The 5970-nt window shown below is 42.3% G+C and carries 6 protein-coding genes and 1 pseudogene; 5 read left to right on the top strand and 2 right to left on the bottom strand.

The window, feature by feature from the left end; all coding sequences use genetic code 11:
• From BP727_RS01670 to BP727_RS01685, 4 genes and pseudogenes are all read left to right on the top strand, one after another.
• Nucleotides 1-320, top strand: a pseudogene (locus BP727_RS01670) (HD domain-containing protein); the annotation flags it as partial.
• A gap of 223 nt (nt 321-543) precedes the next feature.
• Nucleotides 544-1590, top strand: a complete 1047-nt coding sequence (locus BP727_RS01675; protein WP_286857088.1) for an RNA-directed DNA polymerase — start codon at nt 544-546, stop codon at nt 1588-1590.
• An 86-nt stretch (nt 1591-1676) separates the two neighbouring features.
• Nucleotides 1677-2912, top strand: coding sequence for an IS701 family transposase (locus tag BP727_RS01680; RefSeq protein WP_286857090.1), 1236 nt, complete (start codon nt 1677-1679; stop codon nt 2910-2912).
• Between the two features lie 13 nt (nt 2913-2925).
• Entirely contained in the window at nt 2926-3444 is a 519-nt protein-coding gene (locus BP727_RS01685) for a hypothetical protein (protein WP_286857092.1), read from the top strand.
• Nucleotides 3445-3737: 293 nt separating this feature from the next.
• On the opposite strand, the gene BP727_RS01690 is transcribed toward BP727_RS01685, so the two are convergent.
• Both BP727_RS01690 and BP727_RS01695 read right to left on the bottom strand, forming a co-directional pair.
• Nucleotides 3738-4163 (bottom strand): hypothetical protein, encoded by a 426-nt coding sequence (locus BP727_RS01690; RefSeq protein WP_276987762.1) that lies wholly within the window; start codon nt 4161-4163, stop codon nt 3738-3740.
• A 106-nt stretch (nt 4164-4269) separates the two neighbouring features.
• Nucleotides 4270-5184 (bottom strand): glycerophosphodiester phosphodiesterase family protein, encoded by a 915-nt coding sequence (locus tag BP727_RS01695; protein ID WP_276987765.1) that lies wholly within the window; start codon nt 5182-5184, stop codon nt 4270-4272.
• A gap of 85 nt (nt 5185-5269) precedes the next feature.
• Here BP727_RS01695 and BP727_RS01700 point away from each other — a divergent pair.
• On the top strand, nt 5270-5970 hold a 701-nt coding region (locus tag BP727_RS01700; protein ID WP_286857093.1), incomplete at its 3' end, for an aminotransferase class V-fold PLP-dependent enzyme.

Consider the following 5970-nt stretch of genomic DNA (forward strand, 5'->3'; position numbering starts at 1 on the left):
GCCCTGGTGGGCTTTCAGGACTACTTGATTATTCCTTTCATTCTGAATACGGATTCCCCTATAGCGAGAGGCTTTTCGAGGATATTCAGATCCTCGTTGCCAATGGCATGATCTATCAGGACCAAAGACACTATTGCGATAAAGGTAGATGGCTTCAGCGATACGAATATATGCTAACGGGAGAAGGATTGAATTATTCTAAATCAATTATAATCGCCTATGAAAGAGAAGCGGAATTAATTAGAGACTATCTTAAACTGGAACGGCATAGCATACCATATGACGTAGTCAGCATATTTATAGGAAGATATTTGAACTAAGTTTCTAATCTGTCAAAAAGTGCACCTTTTATACCGTTATCCTTAAATTTAAAAATATCAAGCAATAACTGCTTACCGAGATGCTTAAAAATACAGATAAATATAATAATATAAATATGAAGGAAAAATTATGACTTTGCTGTATCATTTATTGCGCGACGGTTATTTCCCAAAAGAATTACCACCTGTCTATAATACATATTCTTATTCCAAGTTGATGTGTATGAAACCTTTACCTTCAGATTTTGATGAAAAGAAAATTACAAAATCAGTAGAACATAATATAGCTCTTGTTGGTACATCCAGGCGAAAATTAAGCATACCTAATCCAATTGCATACTTCTTTTTATGCAAAAAAATTGATGATAGTTGGAATGAACTTGAGAAAATCGCAACCAGTTCACAGCTTTCAAAAAGCAAGCCAATACGTGCAACTAATCCGATTGATAGGGCCCTTAAACCGAACAACCCAATTAATGACATTCCTAAATGGCGAGCTCAATATAGGATGGGATCTAGATATCTCCTAAAAGCGGATGTTAGAAACTACTATCGTTCCATATACACCCATAGTATTCCATGGGCAATGCACACTAAATCGGTTGCAAAAATTAGAAGAAATTCCCACGATTTGCTGGGCAATAATCTCGATAAATTGGTCAGGAATTGTCAAGATTCTCAAACAATAGGCATTCCAGTCGGCCCAGATACATCATATTTAATTTCAGAAATCTTGCTTTGCTGCATTGATAATATTATTATAAAAGAATTCAGCGAGAAAACTAAATCTGAACTAAAAGGCTTTAGGTGGATGGATGATTACGAACTATGTTTCTCTAATTCGCATCATGCAGAGATCGCCCTTAATTGTATCGAATCAGCATTATCTCAATTTGAATTAGGATTGAATCCTAGCAAGACGCAAATTAGAGAGCTACCGATTGCTCTCGAAGAACATTGGGCAAGAGAACTAAGAATTTTTCAAATCAGAAATAGCGAAGCTCAGCTTAATGATGTAATAGGCTTTTTTAGTAGAGCATTCGAACTTGCAAAGGAAAATCCTGAAAGACCAGTATTGAGATACGCGATCCGTAGATTCAGGAATTCGATGCTTACAGATAAAGCATTAAAAAAAACTGTATGGCCAATATTGCAGGATCTGATGCTGGAATGTGTAATCAACGAACCTGGAACTATAAGCCATGTAATAAATATATTTATAAAATTCTCCAATAATGCTGTACTTTCCAACTTTTCGCTTTATTTATAATATACACTGATTATTTTAAATCTTAAACGTGATCTTAAAATTTAAAGTTTTTATACTTGGATTGATTTTACTCGCATGGGAGTAGAATGATCAAAATAGTAAAGGCACCATTACAATTAGAGCCGTTCTTGAATAATTTTGAGGACCTCTTTACCAAACCGAGCTATTGCTCATTTCGCGACCTATGCGGGGCGCTGAGCGTATGTGATAAATCCAAGACCGTTGCCAACCTATGTGATACTATGGCGGATTGCAGTAAAGGTAAAAAATCACGTTCTTCGTATAATTGGTTTTTAAGCGATGCTAATTGGGATGAGAATGAGGTTGCGCAGCGCAAAGTAGATCTTTTCATCGATAAATTATGTTTAAAAAGTAATGATAAAATACTATTAATAATTGACGACACATATAAAGAAAAGAATGGAATCCAAACGGATGGTGTAGGCAGATTTTACGATCATAGTAAAGAATCCTACATTTGGGGTAACAATTTTGTTACATCTGTTATCCAGTCAAAGGGATTATTCATCCCCCATAAAGCTAAGATGTACTTCAAGAATAGCGACGAATGTGTGAATTTCAAGACAAAGCTGGAAATTGCCTTTGATGAGATAATTGAACCATTGAAGGTCCCAAAAGGAATGAACCTCTGTATAGTTTTCGATAGCTGGTGGTCATCCGAAGAATTAATTAATAAATGCATAAATTTAGGGCACAGCGTAGTTTGCCAAATCAAATCCGATAGAAAAGTTGGGATAAATAACATCATGAATTTCCAAGTTAGGGAAATGGCAAACCAAATTGATGAAAAGCATTTTACCAAGACAATTATCAATGTCCGAGGAAAGAAAAAGACCTATTACACATTTGAAAAGAATGTCATAATTGATCGCATCGGAGAGGTCAAACTTGTTATCTCCAAAAGAAAAAGAGACGGAGTAACAAAGTATATCATAAGCACCGATAAATCCCTTTCTCCGAAAGAAGTCATATCTATCTATGAGGATAGGTGGGATATCGAAACAGCCCACCGAGAAACAAATCAAAAATTGGGATTCAAAGATTATCAATTACGGGATAAAAACACTATTGAGAGATTTATCCAACTTGTCTTTTCAGTATGGGCTGCAATTCTCTTCTGGGAAATGGACAATCCACCAGCAAAAGACGGCTCAAATCCAAGAACAATGGGCGAGATGATCGATCAAGTAAAAATGCAGGCACTCGGAGAAACATTTGAATACATTATGATATATTTTAATTTGCCTGTGCCGAAAGGCGGACTACTTCATGTGCTTAAGGGTCTAGGATTAAAAATTTAATGTTGAATATGTTATGAATAATAAAAAATTAGGAGAAACTTGGAAAGTACAGAATAATGGTTATAAAATGAGATTGGACCAGCTAAGGGATGTTCTGAATTGTCAAATAAATAACCATGCACCGCTTGGGCATGGCAGCGAAGTCGCATGGTCTCTTTGGGGAGCTATTTTATTTAATCTGCAGCTAAACACTGAATCATCCAAAGCAATTAGCAAAATAGAAGATTCTATTGTTGCATTGTTGGCTCTTGATGCTGAATCGCGAGGCTTATTTGAAGAACCTCTCGAAAAAAGTCATTGGTCGCAATATATGAATAATGATTCACTCTATGGAGAACAATGGCTTTTATCGTACGAAGCAAATGTCGAGAATTGGATCTCTTCAGAAGACAAGAACCACGTTAATTCAGATAATATATTTAAATATTTAAAAAATAATGGAGTTAAATTTTATAACACATCTATTACTATAAAGAAGATGCCTTACAAACCAGTATCGGAAGAAGGAAATTATTATAACCTGAGCAATTAAATTATCAATTCCAAGAGGTATGCAAACACTAACCAACAGCCTTGAAAGCATTAATAAGGAGCTAAAACGAAGAAGTCAGAATTTGGGCGTACTCAAATAATCTATCGCTTTTGATTATGAAATATACTACCAAGTATTCCTCAGATAGCGGCCATAATGAATATAGTCAAGAACCCAAAGAATGATACTTATTTGCCATGTTATGACGCCAATGCATGTGGATTATTAGCTTCAATCTTTGGGTGCTGCACTATAATACTGGCGCTGCAAAAAAAAAGATGAGATTTCGCTATCTAGCTCATCTTGCCCTTGGTGTAGGGGGTGCCCTTGACGACCTCAACCGGCGTTGAGGGATTCCAGTCATCTTTCAGGAACTGATAGATGTTTCCCCCTTCGACCGTATATGTGGCTAGGCTGGTATTGGTTGCATTGTTGGTGTCGTTTTGCAGGAAATCCAAGATGGCATATGTGGTATTGGTGGTGTTATTGTTGAAAGATTTCTTGGCATACAGAGGGGCGCTGGCAAGAGGTGCCACGAATGGGGTTGGCGCCCAGCTATCATTCAGGAAAGCAGCAATGGATGGAGTAGTCAGCAGAGATTCATCCCCCGCTTCATTGATCTCTCCATTATCGAACGGCGCAGGATCCTTGCTCATGCCGCCTGGCATAAGCCCAACCAGAGCAATCAGAGCAATCAGTACAAGGATAATGTGTCTCATGAGTCCTGCATTATCCATCAGGTATCCATAAAGCTTTCCGTCGGTAAAACTATATTCTCGATCAAGATCGGTTATCCTGAATGCATTATGGTGAGAAGGGAGTCGATCAGTCCGCCAGGGCTTTAAGCTCTTCTGTAGTCGATTCTGGGTGCTCTGCCAGATATTTCGCCACAATTGGCCGGTGAACGAGCTTGCAGTCGATGCAGCTCCAGAACCTCTTACCCCTCTTTGTTCTCACGAACCTGCCCAGCTCTTCATCCCTGCAGGGATAAAGGGGGCAGAAGCAATGGGTGCAGTCCTGACCTTCGAAATGGTGGCAGGGATAGTATTCGCAGTTGAACTGGCCCGTGGCCTTGACCGGCTGGTCCAGCGCCTCCCTTATCAGACAGGGATCGTCTGTTACTAGACCGTCCGCCCCCAGCCGGAGAAGCCAAGCCGCCTGAGCTACCGTATTGACCACCCCCGGGTAGACTTCAAGGCCCTTCTGATGCGCCTCCTTGAAAAGACGGGGATTTACCTTTTCTGGAAATATGGCATCCGCATCAGCCCAAAGGGCCAGTTCTACCGGCTTTATGGGCAGTGAGGTGATAATAATGCCGGTTTTAAGATCGGAGATATCCTTGATCTCGCGCAGGCTGGCGTGATAGGAGGAGGTGATGATGCTCTTTTTCTTCGGCACGGCATCAGCCACCAGGGCTTCCAGGCCCTCTTCTTTCATCTCCACTACCACCCCCAACTCCAGCTCTTCTGCCAGGGATAGAGCCTCTGCCAGAGTGGGAACTGGCTCATTTCCGGCATGGATCGCCTTAAGCTCAATGCAGTTCAGATCCTGGACCATTCCCTTGCCGTCTGTGGTTCTGTCCACGCTATCATCATGCATCAGCACGAGCTTTCCGTCCCTAGAGAGCCTCACATCCATATGGACATAATCCGCAAGGCAGCGCTTCGCGGCTCTTATCCCTTCCAGGCTGTTTTCTGCGGCAAGCGCGCGGGCTGTGCGGTGACCTATCACCAGAGCCATTGAAATGAATTCGCCTGGAAAATATATCACCTTTTGCCTGATTCTGGCAAAGGATTATACTGCAAGAGGGACAATCGACATGCAAATGCTTGAAAATCTTGAGAAGTTCACCAGGCTTAAGAGGGATGTTGCCCAGATAAATGTCGATCCCCTGCAGAGAGGTGGAATATTGACTCCCGAGGCAAAGGCCGCTCTGGTGGAGTGGGGCGATGGCTACTCCATCTGCGATTTTTGCGCCGGGATGCTGGATCACATAAAGAATCCTCCGGTGGAGGAGTTTGTGCACAGCATCCTCCCGGAGTTCCTGGACATAGATGAGGTAAGAGTCACCCATGGCGCGCGGGAGGGGAAGTTCGCTGCCATGCATTGCCTGTGCCAGAAAGGGGATTTCGTGGTGATGGATGGCAATGCCCATTACACCTCGGTTCTGGCAGCGGAGCGAGCGGGACTTAATGTGGAGTATGTGCCCCCCAGCAAGGAGCCGGATTATGCCATAAGCTCTGAGGGATATGCTCTGGCTATAGAGAGAGCCTATGAGAAGAAGGGAAACGTAACCCTGGCCCTCCTGACCTATCCCGATGGCAACTACGGTAATCTGGCTGATGCGCGAGCGATAGCTGATGTCTGCCACGATTACGGTGTGCCGCTCCTTCTCAATGGCGCCTACTCCGTCGGCAGGATGCCGGTGAAGGCTCGGGAGTTGGGGGCAGACATAATCGTAGGCAGTGGCCATAAGTCCATGGCCGCCTGCGGGCCGGTGGGCGTCCTGGGAGCCTCGGAGGAGTA

This window comes from Methanosaeta sp. UBA356 (assembly GCF_002496465.1).
GTDB lineage: Archaea > Halobacteriota > Methanosarcinia > Methanotrichales > Methanotrichaceae > Methanothrix > Methanothrix soehngenii.

What these genes read in the sequence shown, in the direction of transcription:
- BP727_RS01690 (WP_276987762.1), bottom strand. Translation starts at nt 4,163, where the DNA reads ATGAGACACATTATCCTTGTACTGATTGCTCTGATTGCTCTGGTTGGG.
- BP727_RS01685 (WP_286857092.1), top strand. Translation starts at nt 2,926, where the DNA reads ATGAATAATAAAAAATTAGGAGAAACTTGGAAAGTACAGAATAATGGT.
- BP727_RS01695 (WP_276987765.1), bottom strand. Translation starts at nt 5,184, where the DNA reads ATGGCTCTGGTGATAGGTCACCGCACAGCCCGCGCGCTTGCCGCAGAA.
- BP727_RS01680 (WP_286857090.1), top strand. Translation starts at nt 1,677, where the DNA reads ATGATCAAAATAGTAAAGGCACCATTACAATTAGAGCCGTTCTTGAAT.
- BP727_RS01675 (WP_286857088.1), top strand. Translation starts at nt 544, where the DNA reads ATGAAACCTTTACCTTCAGATTTTGATGAAAAGAAAATTACAAAATCA.